A 21,000-nucleotide genomic window follows, 5' to 3' on the forward strand; every position below is an offset into this window, starting at 1 on the left:
CATTCCCTTCTATTTAGCCGTTGTTCCCAGATAGTTGCCGACAATCTCGTCGTACTTTCCGTTTTCCTGCAATTTCTTCAGTCCATCATTGATTTTCTTCTGTAACTCCGCATCGCCTTTGGCAACAGCAATCCCGTAGAAGTCACCGTTCAACCGGTCTCCAACGATCTTGAGCTTGGCGTTCGGGTCGATGGCAATCTTATAGGAGATGACCGGGAAATCCTCCAGCGTAGCATCTGCGTTTTTGTTCGCGACTTCCTGATACATCGATGGGCTGTCATCAAAATATTTCACGGTTGCCCCATAGGTTTTCGCATATTCATCTGCGAGATTGGCACCTGAGGTTCCTTTTTTAATCGCAATAATTTTTCCTTTTAAATCTTCAGGACTTTGGATGTCCGCGTTATCTTCATGCACGATCAAGGACAGACCGGCCTGATAGTACGGTTCCGAGAAGTCCACGACTTTTTTACGTTCGTCCGTAATGCTAATGCCTGCAATGGCTCCGTCCAGCTGATTTGCTGTGATGGCCGGAATAATGCCTTTGAAGTCCATCGGTTTGATCTCTACTTCGAAGCCCTCTTCTTCCGCAATCGCGTTCATGAGATCAATATCGATTCCTACATATTTGCCGTCCTTCTGAAACTCAAAAGGGGGATACGTTGCATCGGTACCAAATGTATATTTCTCAACAGCTGAACCACTTGCCGATTGTGCATTACTCTCTTCACCAGACTTTGCTGCACCGCAGGCACTAAGTGTTAGAGCAAGAACGGACGCCATTACAATGGATGCTACCTTTTTCATAGAAAAACCCCTTTTCCGAATTAGATTGGGATCGACCGAATCGACCGTTTGTATTTCAGCATTTTGCATAATTCGAATCAAACTCGCTTCCGGGTATAAGACTTTCTGATTGAAAGACGCTCACCGGATTTATGCAAAATGCTTATTCATGTACGTATTGTAGTTCGTTCCCTACGCAAACTTACATGATCCTACACAAATTAATTACAACTCATGAAAATTAAATTAACATGTAATGTTTAAAGATAGGTAAACGCGCAAAAAGTGCTAATAAAAAGTCCGATTTCAATATTTAATGTAAGGTTATATAACAATAGAATAAGGTGATAAACAAAAAAAGCCGAGAATCCATGAAGGTGTTGCCTTCGGGAATTCGGCTTTTGGATAAGAGATAGCATATCTCAGTTATTTAATTATTCATTTTTTCAATCGTCTCCATGTAGAACACATGCAGGAACTTTTTGATATTCACCTTGCCTTTGTCGCCTGCCTGATCTTCTTCCATGGCTCTCATCTTCATCCGTACATCCTGGAAGTCAAAGTAGAGGGGCGCGTAATGCTCAAACTTGTGGTTGCTATAATCGGTGAGTCCAATCGAGGCCATGTTGGTCAGGGCGGCAATTACCGTTCTGCGAATACGTTGTTCCATCGCCTTGCTCTCTTTCTCCACGTCTTTGGGCGTAGACTTGTACGTCTGGGCCACCGCTTCATACGACTCCTTCAGCGGCGGCCACTCCCCGGCACGCTTCTGATCAATCGCATACTCCATAAGGGCCACAATATCCTTGCTACCACTTTCTCCGATAATCCCCAGATCCATCAAAATGCTTCTTGCCGCATCTCGCACCGTACGACCTTGGGCAGGAACGGGCGCTTCCACCAGATTTAATCGGGCCATCGACTGCTTGATCTCCAGCACGTAACGTTCATACTTCCACTGTTCATTCACTTTGCTGAGCACATGCTCCACTTCCACCCGATTAATCGGTTTATGAATAAAGAATTCAATCCCGTTCTGGTAGGCCGCCCCTACCATCTCCTTATTCTCCACCTGAGAGATCATAATGAATTTCCCGGTATATCCGCTCTGCCTCAGCTTCGCAACGGTCTCAATTCCGTCCTGATCCGGCATCAACAGATCAATCAGCACCACATCGGGACGAAGATCCATGATCATCCGCGCCCCTTCTATGCCGCCCTCTGCCATGCCTGCTAGCTCGCCGATTCCACAGGATTCAATGATATCATGCAGCATGCTCCGGCTTACCACATCATCATCCACGATCATGATAGAAAGTGTCATTGACATCGGCCCCCTTTATTAGATTCATCTTGGGAATAGCTATACGAAATGTAGTGCCTCTCGCTCCCGGAGGCGCCGATTCCACCGTAATCCGTCCCGCCAACGACTGTACGATATCACGTACATGGGACAGGCCAATACCCGTCGCAGCAATGCCGACTTCATTGAACTTCGTTGTGTATCCTGGTTCAAAAATGACATCCCGTTTGGCTTCAGGTACGCCTTTTCCAGAATCCATCACGATAAAATGCACGTCGTCTCCTTGCTCATATACACGAATTCGGATCGTTCCATCATGCTCAATCGCCTCTACCGCATTGGCAATCAGGTTGTTCATTACCGTTAGAAGAGGGATGTAATACGGAGAATCACAATCATACTGTTGCTCAATATCAATCTCGACCTGCTTATGCAGCATCTCGCTGTATTTTCGGTTTGCTTTACTGGCAAAGTTAAGAACTTCAGATAGGCTCATGTTGACCGCTTTTTCATTATCATACAGCTTCAGCAGACCCGCCAGAATACGTTGTGAATCCTTCTTTACTTCATGAATCTGCTGAGCAATGCCCAGCGTGCGCTGACTGTATTGGTTCAAGTCCTGCTCCCGGAGATCGCGATATAGATCATAGCTGTCTGCCGTAATGCCTTCAATCGTATTCATCGCTTTCTTCAGGTAAAATACCTCGCCATACAGACCGGAGTTCACATTCAGCATCTGCTCCATCCGCTTCTCCTGCTCCGCATGCAAGAGCCGCATCTGCCTCACTGCAAAACTGTTATATAGCCCAATGACGAAGTAACTTCGCAGACCGCCCACCACAAGCAGATACAACCATTCCTTCATATAAAAGATATTGGTCCCGCTTAACATTCCGCGAAGCAGCAGCTCAACAAGATTAGAGGAGAAATCGATACATGTGATTAACCCGCCGAGCAGAAGAGGCTGCATCTCATGGAATCGATGCCTGAACTTGCTAAGCCCATAGGCAAAGACCACGTAATACACGCCTGCCCCCAGGTTATCCCGCATGCTTTCCAGAATGGACACGGTCTGTACATGATTGATGAGATCTGCCGACTGGAACAGCAAATTCGCGATGCCTGTCAGGATTCCTGTCTTCACATAAGACAGATGCGGCATGATCATCAGCAGAAATAGAAGGATGCTGACCCCCAGCCCGATTCGGAAGTAGTCTTCCCGGAACGGATTAATCTTAAATTGCGCCCCTACCGCTGTGGCAAAGGCAATGGCCGTCATCTGCACATTCTCATTTTTGACCCAATTGCGCATCGATCTCTTCACCCACTATAACAACGTTTAGCGCCCACTACCGGAATCCGCGCTTCTAATGTTAAATATACTAACATATGAAACAAGCATTAGAAATAATTAAAATTAGGGAATGAACACGCAAGCACAACAAAAAAGGCCGGAAGTCTTCACTTCTGCGGCCTTTTCCTTATATCTCATCCGGAATATCAAATGACACCATCGTTCCCTCACCCGGTTCACTTACGATCGATAATCCTTGACCATACCGTTGCAGCAATCTGCGGTTCGTATTCACAATGCCTATTCCGCCTTTTCCACCTGGCGTAGCTTGTAACAGCTCTGCAACCTTCTCCGGTTCGATGCCTTTGCCATTATCCTTCACCTCAATACGGGTATAACCTTCATGGCGAGTGATGGACAGGCATACCGTCCCGCCCACATTTCGACTTAATAACCCATGTCTTACGGCATTTTCGATCAAGGGCTGAATCGATAGCGGCGGTAGAAGCAACGGAAGGTCTGGCTCTACGTTTAATACCACCGATAATCGATCCTCAAATCGCGTTTTCTCAATAAAAAGATAGGCTTCCACGAGTTCCAGCTCGTATGATAATTTCACCAATTCCCCTGTATTGAGATAGTTGAAGCTGATCCGCAAATAGGATGAAAAAGCTTCACCAAGCTTCCGCATATGCTCTGTATCAATATCACTTAGGACCATAAGCGAATTCAGCGTATTGAACAGGAAGTGGGGCTGAATCTGTGCCTGCAAATAGGCAGCCTCCATGCGCAGGCGCTCTTGAATGGACTGATTCAACATGGTCAATGCACGTATCCGATATTTCAGCTCCACCGCATCTACAGGCTTCGTGACATAATCATTCGCGCCCGACGCGAAACCCGTGTAGATGTCTGGCGGCTGACTTCGTGCAGTCAACAGCAGTACGGGAAGCTCCGACATGGAGAATTGCTCCCGCACCTTCTGGGTTAATTCATAGCCCGACATATTAGGCATCATCACATCTGTAATGAGCAGATCCCACTGACGTGTGCCGAGCAATTCCATCGCTTCCTGTCCCGAACGTGCTGTAGTTATATCGTATGGCTCCGTCGAGAGAATACTGACCAACACATCCAGATTCACCGGATCATCATCCACAGCCAGAATAGTGGCTCTCCCCTCTTTTAACAACGGAGCCATCTCCGCTGTAGCCGAGGTTTCCACGTCATCCATACCGGGGCGGGGTAACAGGAATCCGCCAGGTGCACCTTCCATCATCTCCATTGCCTGCTCCCAGATCAGGGGAAGCTGCGACTCAGCCTGATGGGTAGTTTCATTCGCGAGCGGCAGATCGAAACTGAACACGGAGCCTTTTCCAAGTTCCGAGTAAACCGTTAGTGCCCCACCATGCAATTCTACGAGTTGTTTGCAGATATTCAGTCCAAGCCCGATGCCTTGTCCATCACTTATTCCATACGACCCTTGTTCATACGGAAGAAAAATGCGCATCCTCGTGTCTTCATCCATGCCAATGCCCGTGTCTATCACATGAATTAGAGCATGTCCTTCACGAATCTCGGCACTTACGGAAATCGTTCCTTCCTCTGTATGCTTGAGCGCGTTGTGCAGCAGATTATACAAAATCTGAACCAGTCTTTCTTCATCAGCCATAACCTGAGGGAAGGACTCCGGAATCTCCATATGTAGGCGGACCGGTTTTCGTTCTGCCATGAATTGCAGCATGGCGATAATGCCAGGTACCACTGACTGTATGGAAAGAGGAACCTGACGCAGCACAATGCGATGCTCCTTCAGCCGGACTACATCCAGTAGATCGCCAAGCAGATGGGACATCCTTCGACCGATCGTGATGAGCAGTTCCATATCCTCCAGGCTCCGTTCATCCAATCTGCTCTTCTCTCGGGTGACGACGTTATGGGCAATGTTAATGATCCCATGCAGCGGAGTCCTCAGTTCATGGGATGTATTCGCTAGGAACTGATCTTTAATTTTGTCACCCTTCTGCAATTCTATATTCAGCTTCATATTCTCACTGGCATTCCTGAAGTACTTCTTGAACCAATAGGCGGAGAAGCCGATAATCGCAAAAATGATATCAATTGGATAATACACCGTTGTCACATCCTTGGCCGTCTCGGCCACACTCCATAACAGATTGGATGTAATACCTCCTGCGGTAAGCAGCAGAAACACAATGTCCCGATCCCCCTGTTTCCTGAAGATCATCGTTCCGACGATGTATAGGAACCAGACCATGGATACAAGAAAGAATACGTTAATGACATTGTAATGGATCATGGCATATGTAATATGAACGGGCACCATCACGATTATGGCAGTATAGATCAAGGTAATGAGCACATGTAACTGAAGCCATGCCTTTCGAACATGAACCATCGTTAATCTCTGGAATAACAGAAGGATACAAGCATTTTGCAACAACAATGAGATCAATCGAATTTTAATGCCCCAGGTATAATTAATAGGAAGCCATAACATCAATATGTTATCATGACCCATCATAACCGCGATGCCAACCGATAACGTTAATATAGCTCCAACCAGCAAGGAACGTTCCTGTGGATTAAATGCATAGAGAATACAGGCATACATACCATGAAGGATCAAAATCAGAAAAATAACCATCTGAAAACCAATGGAGTACCAACGCGAAAAATCAACAGCTGCCTGTGAACCAAAGCGAACAGGTTTGCTGATTCCGCCCATATACGGGCTGTCGTAATTGGCTACACGGACCAATAATTCAATGGAGGTTGTTCCTTCCTGATCATAGGTCGCTGTATATGATGTACTTCTAGGTATATATGTACTGCTATCCGCGGAGACCTCACCCATACCCCCGTCGTTGTATCCATTCATCTCAATCTCGGATGAACTTCGGATTCCCTTAAACCAGAAGGTGACCGGAGTCTGAAGCGGATCTGTCAAAATACGCAATCGATATGTTCCGTAACCGTACGAATTCTCTTGTTCCTGATTCTGTGCACTCCCCCAGTCTCCTGGGACCTGGACACTCTTCGCACCGCCATTCCTCTTCGCAATATCTTGTTGGGTCAGCAACTCATCCGGGTAAATTTCCCATTCGCCATTCAAGTACATGACTGGAGATTGATCCAGATCGATACCTCTCAGATCAAGCACCCCATTAACGGCACGATGCTCATCTGCTGTGTAGAATAGCTCGGTCCATGCTGAGCGCATGCCAATCAATACGCCAAAAATGATCAGCATGATGATCATATATCTGTAACGGTTCACAGGTTTCGTTTGAAGTGATTTCATTATTTACGTTTTCATGACTTTGGTTAAACCGAGCTTCCAGTCCTGATACCATTCGCTAATGTTTTCACTGATCGGTATCTCCAAATCTTGCTCCATTCTGGTGGTTAAGAGACGATACTGCTCCTCCACACCGAGATCATTGTTCATTTCGTTGTATAGTTTCATTAAAATGAAATAACTTTCTTCCTCATCCGGAAGCATCTGCTGGATACGCCGCGTGCTCTCGATCACTTTCTCTCCCAGCCCCTGTTGCTGGTAATACAGACTTAGTTGTCTCATATGATACAGCCACAGGTAGCGTAATCTTTCCCGTTCGGGCTCAGCCCACATGTATTCGTAATTGCCAAGATACGTGCCCTTGTATAGATGAAGCGCTTGCTCATAGGCATCAATGGTACTGGCTTCCACGACTTTCCATTGTCTGATCTCTTGCTCCCACTGCTCACTATCCAACTGAGCTTCACCCAATTCGAGCCGATAGCCAGCTTCCAAGTGTCCACTCTGAATGGTGATCATATCCATGTTGCATGCTTTCAGAGTTTGGCGGACATGATACATTGCGGTATAAAGCTGATGTACCGTCTTGTCCTCTTCCAATTCAGGCCACAGCATCTCCAGCAACACACTGCGATGAATCGTCTGATTCCGGTGGTGAAGTAAATAGGCAAATAGCTCCTGCGCCTTGCTTGTGCGCCATTTGGCAACCTGGATATCCTTGCCCGGAAGCTTAAACTGAATCTGATTGAAACAGCAAATTAGAGGCACGTTCGTATCCTTTGACCGTTGCTCGCGTTTTACGCTCAGTTTCTCCCGGACTCGGCTCACCGTCTGCTTCAACCGATCCTTCTGGATGGGCTTCATCACATAGTCCAAAGCCTGTAATTCGAAGGCATGCACCGCATATTGATCGTAACTGGTCACAAATATAATTTCGGTGCCCGGTGTTGCTGCCTGAATCTGCCTTCCCAGATCCATACCATCCATCTCCGGCATATGAATATCCAGAAATACAACATCAGGACGGTGCTCCACAATACCTGCCATGGCCTCTGTCGGATTCATATATGTAGCGATAATTTCGATGCCGCTTACTTCTTTTTCTAGTGATTTTTGAAGGCCTATCAACGCTAGACGTTCGTCGTCAACCAATATCACTTTCACCGGAGCTTCCTCCTCGACCCTGAGGTCTTGAGATTTATTTCCACTATTATATCATAGGAATTTTAAGTATTTAGGGTTCTTGGTTATCCATTTTTAATTTCTTGCAATTTAATTGTATAATATATAATGCAGGTTAATAGATCCGGTCTAAAAGAGAGGAAGGTTCCATATGTCAGATGCTAATCATAGCTTTGGGCAAGCCCTTGTCAAATCATTGGTGGGCGAACGCGGTCATATCCGCATCGCTCGTGCTCTACCCGATATTGATGTCACACTTGCTGCTCGTACACACGATGCTATGCCATATACGATCTATCAGTTGGTGAAGCACATGCATTATTGGCAGCAATTCATGCTCGAACACTTGGAGGGACGCAAGCCGCAGCTCCCTGCTAACGTGAGCGAGAGCTGGCCTGAAGAGAAAGGACCACAGGATGAAGCCACGTGGAAGGCGGATATTCAGGCATTCTTGGATGGGGTTGATCAAGCAGTAGCCATTGCGGAAACGGCACAATTGGATGATGCACTGCTCTATTTCCCAGGGGAAACCAAGGCAGGACTTTTACGCAATATCGCATCCCATAACTCGTACCATCTGGGTGAGATTGTTCTGCTTCGCCGCTTCTACGGCGCATGGCCTCCTCCAGGTGGTGGATTCCCGGCGTAAACCATATTTACAACAGATCTATTGCACGGACATACAGACACATCTAAGCTGTGAAAGGACGATTGTTCCTTTTACAGCTTCTTGTGGTCACGGGCAAGTAGCATCACATTGAAGTGCCAATTCTAACTCTTATATCCTGCGCCAAGCTCATATATTACTTCAAAGTACGTATATGACTTTGAGGTGCGTACTTCTCATCCTTCTTTTTCTGACCCACAATATGATCAGAAGAAGAGAGGAGCATGTCCATTGAAACCCGAACAATCCGTTACCCGTCACACCGCACTTGTCATTGGTGCTGGAGGCGTCATTGGAAGAAACCTTATTGATTATCTGATGACACTTCCCGAGTGGAATGTCATTGGTGTATCTCGCCGCGGAGGGGAAGATGCCCCTGGGTTACGTTATATATCAGCTGATTTACTGAACGAAGCAGACACACAAGACAAACTGAGTCATTTAACGACAGTTACTCATATCTTTTATGCTGCTTATCAAGATCGCCCGACCTGGACCGAATTGGTGCAGCCCAACTTGGCTATGCTCGTCAATGTGGTGAATACGATTGAACCGATTGCCCCAAATCTTCAACATATCAGCCTAATGCAAGGTTATAAGGTGTACGGTGCACATCTGGGTCCATTTAAAACACCTGCCAAAGAAACGGACGCACATCATATGCCCCCTGAATTCAATGTCGATCAGCAACAATTTCTTGAGGATCGGCAACCCGGAAGCAGCTGGACCTGGTCAGCCCTGCGCCCTTCTGTTGTATGCGGATTCGCCCTGGGTAATCCAATGAACCTGGCTATGGTTATTGGCGTTTATGCATCTATCTCCAAGGAGCTTGGCCTGCCACTTCGATTCCCTGGGAAACCAGGAGCGTATCATTCGCTTCTTGAAATGACTGATGCCACATTGCTGGCTCATGCAACCGTATGGGCAGCAACCGAACCTCGCTGTGCCAATCAGGCATTTAATATCACCAACGGCGATCTGTTTCGCTGGAATGAGCTATGGCCCAAAATCGCTGCATTTTTCGAAATGGAAACGGCTCCTCCACTGCCCCTCTCCCTTGCAACGGTAATGGCAGATAAAGAAGCTCTTTGGAGTTCCATGATTGAAAAGCATGGATTGATACACACCCCTTATGATGATGTCTCTTCCTGGGCATTTGGTGACTTTGTCTTCTCGTGGGATTACGATTTCTTCGCAGATGGTTCCAAGGCTCGCCGCTTCGGATTTCACGATTTCATCGACACGGAGGCTATGTTTATGGATATTTTCAGAAATCTACGTGATCGCAAGATTCTTCCTTAACGTAAATAAAATGCAGAATAAGCCGATTCCTGAATTCCAGAATCGGCTTACACATGTATCTCAACGGTCAGTAGAAATTGGCGGTTTGAACAGGATTTTTCCTCGATCACCATAAACATTCTCCACGTGTATATCGCCCCACCTACACATCAGATGAAGAATCTCTTTAAGGCTACACCCATACTCTGTTAACTCATACTCCACTTTAGGCGGGACCTGGTGATGGGAGATACGGACGATGATGCCCGCCTCCGTTAGTTCACCAAGCTGCTGCGTCAGTACTTTCTGGGTGATCGCAGGGATCAGCCTCATCAGCTCACCATTGCGTTTCTTGCCAAAGGTAAGATGGAATAGAATAACGGGCTTCCACTTTCCCCCGATCACTTCAAGAAAAGCTTCAACTGCGGTGTTATATACTTTGAGCGGTTCCTCCATATCACCTTCTGTCTCCCTTCCAGGCTATTGCTCAATCTTCCCGATTCATCTTCTCAAAAATACGGACTAATTGCGCTCGATCCTCTTCGTTTAATTTCTGGAATAAATTCTTGCGCAGCTTCTGGCCCTCCAATATGGCTCTTCCGAGGACTTCGGCTCCTTTATCCGTAATGTTCAAATAAATAATGCGACGGTCCGCTTCATCTACCATTCTGACGACTAATTCCTTGGCTACCATCTTGTCAGATAAATAACTGAGTGTAGGCGGCGTGAATCCTAATTTTTTTGCAATATCCGAAGGTCGGCTTTTTCCATTCTGATGGAGATGGCTGAGTACAAGCACATGAGAGACACCGAGGTCCTCATTGAATGATTTGTTCCATTGTATGATCAATTTATTGGTGAAATTATCCATGTTGTGTATAAGCTCAAAAATGTTCTGTTCTTCTTCCATTAGATCCTCCTCGAAAAAATAAACAACAGCCCTCATTTAACTTAAGGGCTGTCATCATTTTACTCGCTATTGGGCTGAGTAGCCACCATCGATCACCAGTTCAGATCCGGTAATGTACGAAGAATCATCCGATGCCAGGAACAACGCGGCTTTGGCTATATCGATAGCCTGGCCCAGACGTTGCAAAGGCGTTGCCTGAATCAATCGTTCAAGCAGTTCTTTTGATGTGTTCAAGGATTGGGTCATTGGTGTTTCGATGATCCCAGGAAAAAGAGCATTCACCCGAATACCTTGACGTCCGAAGGTGGTCGCAGCGGCTTTGGATAATGCACGTACCGCGCCTTTGGATGCCGAGTAATGGTTAAAGCCTTGTCCAATTAAAGCCGTATATGATGAGATATTGACGATGGAACCTTTCTTCTGTGCTGCCATATAAGGAGTGACGTGTTTCATGCCAGCGAATGGGCCGAAGCCATTAATGGAGAGCATTTTCTCCCAATCCTGTGCATTGATTTCCTCAAATGGCTTCTCCGAAGAAATGCCTGCATTGTTGACCAGAATGTCAATTTTCCCAAAACGTTCATTCACTACCTTCGCCAGTGCCTGCCAATCTTCATCCGAAGATACATTCAACTTCAGTCCGTACACATTCTCTTTTTGGCTTGCTCTCTCCAGTGCTTCCTCATTAATGTCTGCAGCAATGACGATGGCGCCTTCCTGCGCAAAAAGATCAACCATGCCCTCCCCGATTCCCGAGGCTCCGCCAGTAATAATAGCTACTTTATTATCTAATTTTCCCATGTAAATTGCTCCTAACGTATTTTATTTATTTGTAAGTAACAAGGGCTACTTTGTCTTTCATTCTTAACATGATGCATAAGCCCCTTTCTTGAAGAAACCAAAGTATTTAGACATGAAATATTTAGATGACTAATTATTATATGTCTAAATACTAGCAAATTAACTGCCTTAATGCAACGAGTACAGCTCTATATACTTATTTTGGATATCTTAGCGAAGCTAACGCAGTTGAAAAAAAGCTCGGTTTGAGCGACATTTCCGACTTATCCCACATAACTAGGCAACAAAAAAACTGCATCCGTCATTACGGATGCAGTTTTTTCAACGTTTCGTATAATGAGAAGCTCATACCCTCTTACAGTGCACCTTGAAGGTTTGCAGGTTGATTTTCCTCATTCACCAGACCTTGAATAAAGGTTTCAAAATTGGGCGCAAGCCAAGTGATCTTGTAGCTTTCATTTTTGTCCACATGAACAACCTCGGGCTCACCAGCATTGCCAGATTCACGATAATCCAGCATCACGATCTCCGAATCGGAAGGGCACTCACATAACACAACACCAATCTCGGGGTACCCTCCCTGCTCGATGATGTACCGGCTACCCAATTGACCACCTAACGAATGTGCTTTCTCACGTCCAATACCCAGTATTCCCTTGACCTCAACGCGGATTTTCTTGGCAGCCTCTGCTTGGCTAACAGGATAATACCGATAGTGGGGAACACCACCATTATGTAATTTCATCATGTTTATATAGGATGTTGGCAGCTTGAACACCAACTGTTCCTCCATTGACTCGATCTGTCCATCAGTAGGTGGGGCCAGCACATATTGATCCACGGCTTCAGCACTATCATTCCAAAAACCCGTTGGTTCCAGATGGCTAACACTAAAAGGTACGGTTGAGGTCTCAGAGACAGATGGGTCGGGACTCACCGATTCATCTACGGATTCCTCCTCCATTTTGCTTCGAATCCATCCCAGAAACTCCAGCGTATCTTCATCCTCAGGGTCCAATTCATCCGCTCTTTCAAACGCCTGCAGCGCATGCGCATATTGCTCCAGATAATAATAAGCCAGTCCAATCCGGTAATGCCAGAGTGGGTCACCTGTGCCCTCTTTAGCAACTGTCAGGAACTGTTCAACGGCTTCATCGTACCGTTCCAGGTTATTCAGCGCTCGTCCCAAATGGTTAACCAGCTCATAATCTCTTTCTTCCACAGGAATCGCTTGAATTGCATCTACAATTTCCTGAAATTCATCTTCTTCATGCCACTCTTGCAATTGAACCAACAGATCGTCTCTCATTCCTTTGGCCTCCCCGTTCATTCACTCATGATTACGTATTGAAAATTATACCACTATACGGATTACCATCTCCAGTAACGTAAGATTCTTCGGCATATTATGAATCGATATCTTATCATTTCCAATGCCAAAACTAAAAAAGGTAACCTGAACCCTGTTATGAAAACCAGGCAGGCTACCTCCTTTATTCCTTGCACAAAATTTGAATGCTTAACTTAATTCAGCAGCTCAACACAATCGTAGACCCAACCTGCACTTAACCAGTTACCCAAGTCACTGGAACCACTGATCGGCGTAATCGTGATCGTGTTGGAACCATTGACGAAGTAGGATGCTGGAACATTCCAGCTAAAGGTTGTGTTATTACCACGATAGGTACCAATGGTGAAGCTACGAGAATTGGGCTGTGAAGACGCGGCAGGATTAGTTAATGCATGTCCATTAACCGTTACACTCGGTCTGCCATTATTGTAGGCTGCGGTAATCCCGATATTGAGCATATGAGAAGATGCCGCTTGAGATGCATTCAAGTTAAACGTTATTGTGGTTGGAGAATTCTGACCCCGGAACTGGATTGCTGGGAATCGATTGGTCGCGCTTCCGGTAGCATAGGTGACAGGTCCCCAGCTTGGGTTGCGACTATCGGAAGGGTGACGGATCGGAATTGTCTGTCCATTCAGGAACTCCCGTGGTGTACCATCCCAGTTACCGATACGCCAGATGCTGGAGGCTTTGCTTGGGTCATTGTTGATCGTACGTGTATTCAGAGTCGTCGTTTGTCCTGCCGTGACATTAACCGTTTCCGTATATACGGCCAGTTCTCCCTTATAGGCTGTCATAGTGTACGTGCCCGGGATCATGCTGTATTTGGCAGCTGCCCCACTAGAAGAGGTACCCACCCAATACTGGGCGTTGCTATTGGCGAACCCAATTGTATATGCATAACCCGTATCCATCCCGGAGAGACCATTAAGCACCACGTTCCCCCGACTGGATACCCACCCCTGCAGATTCAGACCAGACATCCAGCTGAAATCGGGTACACTCGGCGTACCTCCCGTTGTAAAGATCAAAGCGTACGGCCCATGCAGACCAAGGCGCCAATTCTCCGTCTGTGCATGTCCCGAGTTCATATAATTATATACTTCCGTCTCTGTTCCACTTTGAAACTGGATATCACGGAAGAATGGACCACCCGAGCTTTTTTCCCGATTGCCGTAGGCCATAAATACACCGACGCCATTCCCCGTCACCCCACGAACGGATAAGTCTTTGGCCTGATCATTACCATAATATTTGGAGGCCGACTGTCCATTTGCAAACCCGAATACATCCTGACTTTCAATCGCTCCAGTGTTGCCCCGGTTGTTAGAATTCGCCGGAACACCTGTCAACACACTACCATTACCGCGGAAAATGTATCGCAGCTCCCCGATCGAAGGTTGAGCCGTGATATGCGTTGCCATGTATATGATGTTCTCGCCACCACGCGAAGCATAATAGTGAGTCAATGTGTTGGTGGAAACGGTAATTAGCACCGTTGAACCCGAAGGTGACTTATTCCACGTTACATTTGCAGAAGATCCCAACCCCGAGCCAATATGTGATCCCCTATTGCTATTCAGCTCCGTACCGTTCATTTTGGCCGAGATAATATCCCCATTGGTTTTGTTCACCACATAGACTAATCCTGATCCGGTGTTTACTTCAATTCTGGAGCCGTTATCGGTCACATTAATAGTTGCCGCGTGTCCAGTAGATGCAGGGTATACAGCGGCTGTTGCGATCATAACGACAATTAAAAGCAAACCAAGCGCCTTTCTCACTATACTTTTGGTCATGAGTAATTCCCTCCTTGGAATTTCTTTTTATAAAGCGCTTACATTATAATGTATAATAATTGACACTTCCGTCTCATATCGATATGTCTGCTATGCGGGCATGTCCATAATCACTGAAATGTTATGTCTGCGTGCGTATAGAATAGAGTCATCACTTCATGCAAACCTGATCTCGCCACCCCCTTTTTAAATCACTCTTCTACGTACAAGTATTCTTACAATTCCAATAAAATAATACCATTATATTACATAAATTTGCAATGAAAACGGCTCGTATATCCGATAGCAAATTCTGAAAACAAAAAACGCAGCTTCAAAAGCTGCGCCCGCAGATACCAAGATAGAGACAGTATCATCTCTTCCGAATAGGTATCCATATCTCACTTCTATATTGCTCTACAGTAACATCCTTATGCTCGTTCCATAACATTTCCGGACCCTCACTCAGCTCATAGTCCGATGAAGGAAACCACTCTGCGTAGATCCGGCCCCACACCTCCTGAAGCGTGCCTGGAAACGGGCCCACGACGGTAAATACTGCCCACGTCGAAGCAGGAACCTCCAGCTGTTCCAGGCCTTCAGGCGTCTCTTTTGTCGTTGCTGCACCAATGTAATGATCCAGTTCTCCCTGTTCCGCCATACGTCCCTCACTGAAATGGGCTGAAGCACTGATTAAGCCCAGAGGTTGGACGTTCGATGCCCCCTTGATCGAATCAATCAACTCCGGTGTAAGACTCTGGTACATCGCAGCGATCTCCGGATTAACCCCGTTGAATACGATTGGCACCCTTTTTCGAATACCCACGATTCGAAACGCCTCTTTATCTTCAATACGGTAGTTCATTTCGCTTCCTCCTTGAATGGTCAGTTGAAATCTCATCCGTGGGAAGGCTTTAAGGGATGGACCATGGTTTCGCGCTTCGGAGGGCGTAGTTCCATGCATGCTTTGAAAAGCACGCGAGAAAGAATCCGGCGATGTATACCCGTATTTTAGTGCAATATCAATGATTTTGCTGTCACTGTGGCTTAACTCCATGGCTGCAAGTGTCAAGCGGCGACGTCGAATATATTCCGAGAGCGTTACACCACTAAGAAAAGAGAACATGCGTGTAAAATGATACTCCGAGCAGCAGGCAATCCGGGAAATCTCCTTCATGTCCACGACATCCATCAGATGCTCCTCAATATGATTCAAGGCTTCATTTAACCGCCTGAGCGTATCCATATCATCCCTCCCACGTTAATTCAAGCTTAGCAAAGTCATTCTCTTTGCATCCGACATTACCTGCACCATTCTGCAGGCTCTGTGTACCTAAACCAGAAAAAAGAGCAGCATCAGCTACTCTTTTCTAACCTCGATACTTACATCTCGCTAGCATTTAAGTCAAAAACGTCAAGCCAGATACTCCGCCATAATCTGCTCAATATCATACGGCGTAACGCCTTGATCCACCGAATAGATTGTATCCGCCTGATCTATTGTATCCACCAGTTCTCCTCTAGCTTTCGCATGGAGCATGAACAAGTCGTGCAGATCGGGTTTGCGTAAAGTCGTTAGTGCTTTACCCATCAGGACCATACCTTTTTGATTGCCTTCCACATTATTGTAGTAATCCGGATGGCTTGTCAGCGCCAGGTCTGTCCAGATGACGGTACGTTCAACCAGGTCCATAATGACAGGGATCGCAATCTGCGTATCCGCGGTAATATCGATTTTGTTCGCTACGGTAGAAGGTTCGAAAATCTCGCCAGACCCCGGCTTCTTCCGCATCATCCAGCCTACAAAACATTCGGGCAGATCACAATACGGATGGCTGGTAAATGAAAGCAGTGTCGCCACCACATAACGTCCACCATAATCCACAATGGATGGAATATGCAGATCAATGAACTCACTTGCTCCGTTAGGTGCAGTCACGATATCTCCGCTATGGACAGCCTTATAGTTAGAGGATCGCAGATTCGTATAGGAAATATGCTCCACATAGTTCCAGTCCTTATCGTACATCACCGCAGACAAGTCAATGTCCACGCGCCCTGTAGACTTTCCATCCACGTCCCCCTCTTTCCACCAGTTGAAGAAACGAATCGTATCTCCCTCGGCCATCGGCACACGGCTTCCACGAACGATAGTATGCAGAGCCTTGCTCGCCGATCTCTGGGAAAAGGGTACCAGATAATCATGGAGCTGCGGATCAACATAGGTCTTTCCAAGCGGGGCAAGGGCAGCGAATCGCTCTACCAATGCCTGCTCGCACAATTGCACGACATCCTGACACGTGGCTTTATCGATCTCTGGCAGCTCATTCGGAACGGCAAAAGCTTTGGCTACATTACCTTTCGGGAAAAAGACACGCAGATCCTGCGGTTCATTACGCTGCGCAAAGTGCTGTCTCACCTGCAACAGCACTGGAGTAGAGACTTGCTCCAATACCTCACCAAATGCCAGCAGTACATACGCTTCATCTTCGGTCATCCGCAGCAAGTGATCCAGTCTTCTCGCGAACTCACCTGGACGCTGTGACAACAGATCGATCAGACTCCAGACATTCCGATATTGGAAGGCAAGCTCCACACTTCCGTTAAAGGTCGAATAAGGCTTATTATTACGCAAAATATCAAAGGCTTCTTCGCATCGCGGATACCGAAGCTTATATTCCGAAGGATGCAGAATTTCGCCAAGGCGAATCCAGCGATCCTTATAGCGCAGCATATCCTCCGTTATTGATCCACATTGCTCAAGCAATCCGAGTAGCAATCGTCTCTCACGCCGTTTGAATTTTCGGAAGGGAGAAGCCATTGCGAGGCTGACATCACCATCGGACCAGGCAACAGCCAGACGCAGGACATCACTTGCCGTTTTGAAATACGGACTGATCCGGTCGATGTTTGCTTTTTCATGCTTCAATAGCGAGGCAACCACGAAGCCCACATTTTCTTTGAACGGAATCTCGGCGGGTAATAGCGCATCCACTTCTTCTGGGTCAGCATGTTCCAATACCGTATCGATATCTGCCTTGTCTGTTTCCGAGATGGAACCCTTAGCTTCAATGATCTGGCGGATCAGCGCCTGGAATGCTTGTTTGTTTCCCAGACCAATGACTTTCAAGTCCGTCTTCTCCAGCAAAGGCATTCTTTCCACAGATTGTTGATCCGGATAGACCACAGTCAGGTTGGTCAGATAATGAATAATGGCATTAAGGTATAACTCCGCTTCATCCGCTTGCATCACCTGCATTGGGAATCCTGCATACATCGGAGTGTACTTCACATGTGCGCCGACCATGACTCTCAGATCAGCCACAAGTTGAATATATACTGTTTCAAATTGTTCCTTGGACAGCTGCCGCATCGCCTGCATTAACTCATCCGAGAAGGTGTAACCGAGTGCTTCAATATTTTTAAGGGCGGTCGCCAGATGAGTCTTCGGCAACTGTTGTTTCCCTTCATTAGATTCGATAATGAGTTTGCTCGCTCTGCGCAAATAGATCGTATTGTTCATGATAAAAGAGTCCAGGAAAGCCACATCCCTATATAACGTGAAAGGTTAGGGTTAGAAGGAAGGAGTGTGATAGCCTGGACGCCTCCTCTCTGAAATAAAATCTTCAGGAGAGCTGCGACCCTATGATCTCCAATGATTGTAGAAGGAAGGATCGCAATAGCCTGAAGGCCAGCGGTTCGAAGTTCGTCACCCGAACCTCTGGTGAACCCATCATCTCAGATTCCACGATCTGCCAACAGGGCGAAAGTATTACGACATGATAAGATGACCTAATTTGTACCGGATAACGATTCCGCCCACTCGCTTACAGATCTAACCTCTGCCTGAAGAGGGAACACTTTTTCCGTGAGCACACGATGTACCTCAGGATCGGCATCGATGCAGGCATCCGAGAGCACGGTGAGCGCATAGTCTTTATCCGCCGCCTCCCTCAGAGTCGATAGAACAACTCCGCTTGTCGCAATCCCACTAAGAATGAGTGTGTCTATCTGGCGGGACCGAAGGATGACATCCAGATCACTTCCGGCGAATGCACTGACCCGAACTTTGGTCACAATAGGCTCGTTCGGCTGGGGTTGTACAGATTCATCAATCTGCACCGCTGCTTCCATGGCCGCCACCGCATCTGCTCCAGCTCCAGCCCGATCAGGAATTCCGCCAAACATTTTGTTGCGTGAACTAATCTCTGGATAACCCGGGCGGAACGCTACTCTTACGTAGATCACAGGAATCGCATGACTACGTGCAGTCTCAATTGCTTTTTGAAATGGTAGCAGGTCCTCTCTGTCTTTAACAAACTGGGACACGACACTCTTTTGCATATCCATGATCAGCAACGCACTTTTGCTTATTGAATGTGGCATGTTATCCTTCTCCTTTGGAATTGAGTTAAGAAATTCAGATTAGATCGTATAATATTCTCCCGCAATAAACGGAGGTTTGTCTCCGTTTAAAATTATACGGAGATCATCCTCCGTTTGTCAACAAATCAACAGTGGGGTATATTTATGAAAGAGGTGTGATCCCATGATGTCTAAAAACAATAATCCTACTCCTGACGGTGAGGTTACGGATACTGATTCCATCGTCACTCAGGTTCCAGAGAAGACACTGCGTGCAGATGCCAAGAAAAATCGGGATAAGCTGCTTCGTGTCGCGCATGAAATTTTCAAAACGGAGGGCATTGCTGTCTCCATGGATGAGATTGCAAAGCGTGCTGGTGTCGGTATAGGCACGGTCTATCGCCATTTCCCAACAAAGGAAGATCTGTTCGGGGCCGTCATCGCCAGCCACAAGATACGTCTGATGGAAGAGGCGGATCAACTGCTTCATCACAACGATCCGGGCGAAGCATTTTTTCAATATTTCACCAAGATCATAAGCGAGGGGATTGCCAACAAGGCGATTACCGATGCTCTTGTTAGCAGTCTGACTATAGATACTGGCCGCTCAGAGATAGCGAATGAGTTCTGGCGTGGCATTACCCTACTACTTGAGCGAGCACAGCAACACAGCTCTGTCCGAGCAGATGCAAGCATTGAGGATATTAAAATCATACTGATCGGTGTGCTTCAGGCCACTGGAGATCGAGGAATTTTCCCGGAACGCGTTGTGTCGATCCTATGTGATGGTCTGCGTAACGGTTAGAGAGAAATTCATACAAGAACTGAGGATGCACGATGCCGCTTCAAACACTATATAACGAATATGTCAATATCAAATGGAAACGTAGTCGAACGCCTGCCCATACTGAACCTTTTGAATATGGAATATATGAAGATGATAGCGCAGACTTATTTTTGACTGATTCATTCGAGGAGACCTTTACGAACTGGATGAGTCAACTCCAGCCCAAAGATCCGTACTATGGCGCCAAACCAAACGGGAAACCCGTTCTCACCGATGTGTTCAACCAACTTGATATGTATGACGAACTCACCCTGTATTATTTGTTGTTTACAATTAATACCACGATGTCGATTAACACGTATAATTGTTACAGCGACATGAATGATTTCATGAAAAGTTACAGCTTCTTTCAGCTGTCCCAACTGAGCGAAGCCATCAGACTCAACGATGAACAAAAGCAACAGTTACGAGACATTTTCTACTTTTTCTACCTGTTTGCCCATCCGGTCAATGAAGAGACTCTGTATGCCTGCTCATTCACCGAGAACCGTTTGGTATACACACAAAAAGCCATCTCATTGGAGCGTTATTTCTCGGCGTTTCATGACCACTATTGTGAAAATAGAGAGCTATACAGTGAACATATTGTTATCACTCCTCATGAAATTCAGGTCTGCAAACACCTGACACTGGAGCTGTTAGCTGTAATAGAGGGTAGATCACCCAAGCTTAGTATGCCTTCAGAAGTGGGGTTGGAGTCCGTCGTAGCGTTAATCAGCGACGTGGATCAAATGCTAGAGATGTACGAAGGTGACCCGATCGCGTTGTTTAACATCATCGGGGACTTTCTGGCTGAAGATGGTTCCAGTCTGTATCGTGACCATTGCTTCACGACATTGCTTCAAAATTATGCCTTATATATTCTGTATTTTAATTTTGACGAGCTTCATACACTGGTCGATCATTTCAAAGTCACCCCTTTATCGTGCGAGATTATCATCAATAAAATGTTCACGGATACCATCTTCATGCGGTGGTTTATGAAACGGAAGGATATCGAAATTACGACTTACCCCGATGTCATTCAGTTCTTCAACGAAGAAGCTCGCAGGATGTATCTGTAAATTACAGCATCTTTATTGTTCTTGTTACCACTAAAAAAAGCCTTTGCCG

General features: G+C 46.3%; 17 protein-coding genes. 4 read left to right on the top strand and 13 right to left on the bottom strand.

The window, feature by feature from the left end; translation table 11 throughout:
* Window positions 1-9: 9 nt before the first annotated feature.
* The 5 genes from NYE45_RS29640 to NYE45_RS29660 form a co-directional block, all read right to left on the bottom strand.
* A complete protein-coding gene (locus tag NYE45_RS29640; RefSeq protein ID WP_169482196.1) occupies window positions 10-807 on the bottom strand; it encodes a transporter substrate-binding domain-containing protein in 798 nt (265 codons plus the stop codon).
* Window positions 808-1,216: 409 nt separating this feature from the next.
* A complete protein-coding gene (locus NYE45_RS29645) occupies window positions 1,217-2,110 on the bottom strand; it encodes a response regulator (protein WP_340015044.1) in 894 nt (297 codons plus the stop codon).
* On the bottom strand, window positions 2,082-3,413 hold the full coding sequence (locus NYE45_RS29650; RefSeq protein ID WP_340015045.1) for a sensor histidine kinase: 1,332 nt from the start codon (window positions 3,411-3,413) through the stop codon (window positions 2,082-2,084). Before NYE45_RS29650 ends, NYE45_RS29645 begins: the two co-directional genes overlap by 29 nt.
* A gap of 157 nt (window positions 3,414-3,570) precedes the next feature.
* Window positions 3,571-6,708: an ATP-binding protein gene (locus NYE45_RS29655; RefSeq protein WP_340015046.1), complete on the bottom strand. Its 3,138-nt coding sequence runs from the start codon at window positions 6,706-6,708 to the stop codon at window positions 3,571-3,573.
* Window positions 6,709-6,711: 3 nt separating this feature from the next.
* The gene (locus tag NYE45_RS29660; RefSeq protein WP_340015047.1) at window positions 6,712-7,869 is read right to left on the bottom strand and encodes a response regulator; all 1,158 of its coding nucleotides are present in this window, start codon (window positions 7,867-7,869) and stop codon (window positions 6,712-6,714) included.
* A gap of 169 nt (window positions 7,870-8,038) precedes the next feature.
* Between NYE45_RS29660 and NYE45_RS29665 the strand changes: the two genes are divergently transcribed.
* Both NYE45_RS29665 and NYE45_RS29670 read left to right on the top strand, forming a co-directional pair.
* On the top strand, window positions 8,039-8,536 hold the full coding sequence (locus NYE45_RS29665; RefSeq protein WP_340015048.1) for a DinB family protein: 498 nt from the start codon (window positions 8,039-8,041) through the stop codon (window positions 8,534-8,536).
* 249 nt (window positions 8,537-8,785) lie between these two features.
* Window positions 8,786-9,856, top strand: a complete 1,071-nt coding sequence (locus tag NYE45_RS29670) for an SDR family oxidoreductase (RefSeq protein ID WP_340015049.1) — start codon at window positions 8,786-8,788, stop codon at window positions 9,854-9,856.
* Between the two features lie 60 nt (window positions 9,857-9,916).
* Here NYE45_RS29670 and NYE45_RS29675 read toward each other — a convergent pair whose 3' ends face one another.
* The 8 genes from NYE45_RS29675 to NYE45_RS29710 form a co-directional block, all read right to left on the bottom strand.
* Window positions 9,917-10,291 (bottom strand): helix-turn-helix domain-containing protein, encoded by a 375-nt coding sequence (locus NYE45_RS29675; RefSeq protein WP_340015050.1) that lies wholly within the window; start codon window positions 10,289-10,291, stop codon window positions 9,917-9,919.
* A gap of 31 nt (window positions 10,292-10,322) precedes the next feature.
* Complete coding sequence (locus tag NYE45_RS29680; protein ID WP_340015051.1) at window positions 10,323-10,745, bottom strand: MarR family transcriptional regulator; 423 nt, start codon at window positions 10,743-10,745, stop codon at window positions 10,323-10,325.
* 66 nt (window positions 10,746-10,811) lie between these two features.
* Window positions 10,812-11,546 (bottom strand): SDR family oxidoreductase, encoded by a 735-nt coding sequence (locus NYE45_RS29685; protein WP_340015052.1) that lies wholly within the window; start codon window positions 11,544-11,546, stop codon window positions 10,812-10,814.
* 355 nt (window positions 11,547-11,901) lie between these two features.
* Window positions 11,902-12,855 carry an SMI1/KNR4 family protein gene (locus NYE45_RS29690; protein ID WP_340015053.1) on the bottom strand — a complete coding sequence of 318 codons (954 nt, stop codon included), beginning with the start codon at window positions 12,853-12,855 and terminating at the stop codon, window positions 11,902-11,904.
* A 215-nt stretch (window positions 12,856-13,070) separates the two neighbouring features.
* Window positions 13,071-14,696 carry a rhamnogalacturonan lyase B N-terminal domain-containing protein gene (locus NYE45_RS29695; protein ID WP_340015054.1) on the bottom strand — a complete coding sequence of 542 codons (1,626 nt, stop codon included), beginning with the start codon at window positions 14,694-14,696 and terminating at the stop codon, window positions 13,071-13,073.
* 352 nt (window positions 14,697-15,048) lie between these two features.
* Window positions 15,049-15,921: an AraC family transcriptional regulator gene (locus NYE45_RS29700; RefSeq protein WP_340015055.1), complete on the bottom strand. Its 873-nt coding sequence runs from the start codon at window positions 15,919-15,921 to the stop codon at window positions 15,049-15,051.
* Between the two features lie 168 nt (window positions 15,922-16,089).
* A complete protein-coding gene (locus tag NYE45_RS29705) occupies window positions 16,090-18,198 on the bottom strand; it encodes a TerD family protein (RefSeq protein ID WP_340015056.1) in 2,109 nt (702 codons plus the stop codon).
* A gap of 269 nt (window positions 18,199-18,467) precedes the next feature.
* Window positions 18,468-19,061, bottom strand: a complete 594-nt coding sequence (locus NYE45_RS29710) for an isochorismatase family cysteine hydrolase (protein ID WP_340015057.1) — start codon at window positions 19,059-19,061, stop codon at window positions 18,468-18,470.
* A gap of 166 nt (window positions 19,062-19,227) precedes the next feature.
* On the opposite strand from NYE45_RS29710, the gene NYE45_RS29715 reads away from it, so the two are divergent.
* Together NYE45_RS29715 and NYE45_RS29720 are read left to right on the top strand one after the other, a co-directional pair.
* A complete protein-coding gene (locus tag NYE45_RS29715) occupies window positions 19,228-19,845 on the top strand; it encodes a TetR/AcrR family transcriptional regulator (protein WP_340015059.1) in 618 nt (205 codons plus the stop codon).
* A gap of 32 nt (window positions 19,846-19,877) precedes the next feature.
* Window positions 19,878-20,951: a hypothetical protein gene (locus NYE45_RS29720; protein ID WP_340015060.1), complete on the top strand. Its 1,074-nt coding sequence runs from the start codon at window positions 19,878-19,880 to the stop codon at window positions 20,949-20,951.
* Window positions 20,952-21,000 lie beyond the last annotated feature (49 nt).

Origin of the sequence: Paenibacillus sp. FSL K6-1318 (genome assembly GCF_037976905.1) — a bacterium.
In the GTDB taxonomy this organism is placed as follows: domain Bacteria; phylum Bacillota; class Bacilli; order Paenibacillales; family Paenibacillaceae; genus Paenibacillus; species Paenibacillus amylolyticus_A.